This is a genomic window from Psychrobacter sp. I-STPA6b (assembly GCF_020662265.1).
Lineage (GTDB): Bacteria > Pseudomonadota > Gammaproteobacteria > Pseudomonadales > Moraxellaceae > Psychrobacter.
Genome location: NZ_VEWM01000099.1, coordinates 1 through 1,878 on the forward strand (window position 1 = coordinate 1; position 1,878 = coordinate 1,878).

The window sequence follows — 1,878 nt, forward strand, 5'->3', positions numbered from 1 at the left end:
CTCTTTCCTCTCCTCTTCTTTCCCCCTTTTTCTCCTTTTTTTTTTTTCCTTCTCTCCCCTTCTTCCCCTCCCTTTTTTTCTTCCTTTTCTCCTCTTCCTCTTTTCCCCTCTCTTCCCTCCCCCCCTTTCTTCTTTCTCTCCCCTTCTCCCTTCCCCCCCCCCTCCTCCCTTTTTTCTTTTTCTTTTTTTCCCCTTCCTTCCTCTTTTTTTCTCTCTCTTCTCCCTCTTTCTTTCTCCTCTTTCTTTCTTTCCTCCACCCCTCCTTTCCTTTCCTCTTCTCCCCTCCCTCCCCTCTCCTTTTCCTCTTTCTCCTTTTTTTTCTTTTCCTTTTCCTTCTCCCTCTTTTTCCCTTTCTCTTTCTTTTTTCTCCTTTTCCCTCTTCTTTTCCCCTCCTCCCCTTTCCTCCCTTTCCTCTCTCCCCCTTTTCTCCCCCCCCTTCCTCCCCCCTTCTCTTTCTCCCCTCTTCCTTTTTCTTCCTCCTCTTTCTCCCTTCCTTTTCTTTCCTCCTTCCCTCCCTTTTCTTTCCTTTCTTTCCTTTTCTCCCTCTTTTTTTTCTTTTCTTTTTTTCTTCTCTTCTCCCCCCTTTCTCCCTTCCCTCCTCTTTCCTCTTCTTCTTTCCCTCCTTCTCTCCTTTCTTTCTTCTCTCCTTCCCCTCCTTCCCTTTCCTCTTTCTCCTCCCTTTCCCTTTCTTCTCCCCTTTTTTTTTTTTTCTCTCCCCCCTCCTCCTTTTCCTTTTTTTTCTTCCCCCTCCCCTTTTTTCTTTTTCTTCCCCCTCTCCCCCCCCTTCCTCTTTTCCTTCTTCCCCTTCCTCTTCCCCCCCTTCTTTCTCTTTCCCCCTTTTTTTTTCTCCTTTCCCTTCCTCCCTCCCCTCCCCCCCCTTCCTTCCCCTTTCCTTTTCCTCCCTTTCCTTTTTCCCCTTCCTTTTTCTTTACCCTTCCTTTTTTTCTCCTATTCTTTTCTCCCTTTCTCCTTTCTTTTTCCTTTTTTTTCCCTTCTCCCCCTTCTCTTTTCCCTCCTCCTCTCCTTCCCCTTCCCTCCCCCTCCCCCCCTCCCCTCTCCCTCTTCTTCCCTCTTTCTTCCTCCCTTTCTCTCCCCTCCCCCCCTCCTTTCTCTTCTCTCTTTTTTTTCTCCTTCTCTTTCTTTTTCTCCCTTTTCCCTTTTCCCTTCCTCTCCTTTCCTCTCTCCTTTCCCCTCCTTTCCTTTCCTTTTCCTCTTTCCCTCCTCTCTTTCTTTTCTCTTCTCTTTCTTCTCTCTTCCTCTCCCCCCCCTCCCTCTCCCTCTCTCTTTCTTTTTTTTTTTTCTTTTTTTTCCTCTTTCTCCCCCTTCTTCCTTCTTCTTCCTCCTTTTTTCCCCCTCCTTTCCCTTCCCTCTCCCCTCCTTTCTCTTCCTCCCCTCCTCTCTCCTCCCCTCCCTCCCCTCTCTCCCCTTCTTTTCCCCTCCCCCTCTCCCTCCCCTCCCCCTTTTCTTTCCTCTTTCCCCCTTCTTCCCTCCCTTCCCCTCTTTCCCCCCCCCCTTCTTCCCTTTCTTCTTCTTTTCCTTCTTTCCCTCTCTCTTCTCTTCTTCCTCCTTCTCTTTCCTCCTCTCCCTTTCCTTCCCCAGCGATTATCCTTCTCCTCCTTCTTTTTTTTTTTTCATATTTCCTTCCTCCTTTCCCCCTCCCCCCCTCTCCCTTTTTCCTCCTTCTTCTTCTTCTTCTTTTCCCCTTTTTCTTCTTTTCTTTTTTCCTCCTTTTTCTTCTTTTTCCTTCTTCCCCTCCTCTCCTTTTTCTCTTTTTTTTTCTCTTTCCCTCCCCTCCCTCTTTTTTTCCCTTTTTTCTCCCTTTTTTTCTTCTTCTTTTCTCTTTCTCTTCTCCCCCTCTTCCTCTTCCTCCTCCTCTCT

At 47.7% G+C, this 1,878-nt stretch carries 2 protein-coding genes; both read right to left on the reverse strand.

Going from position 1 to position 1,878, the window contains the following annotated elements; translation table 11 throughout:
• Window positions 1-257 (reverse strand): hypothetical protein (locus tag FHK88_RS14560; protein WP_227431004.1); only part of this gene is annotated, 257 nt, incomplete at its 3' end.
• Between the two features lie 671 nt (window positions 258-928).
• A partial coding sequence (locus FHK88_RS14565) for a hypothetical protein (RefSeq protein ID WP_227431005.1) occupies window positions 929-1,878 on the reverse strand: 950 nt, incomplete at its 5' end.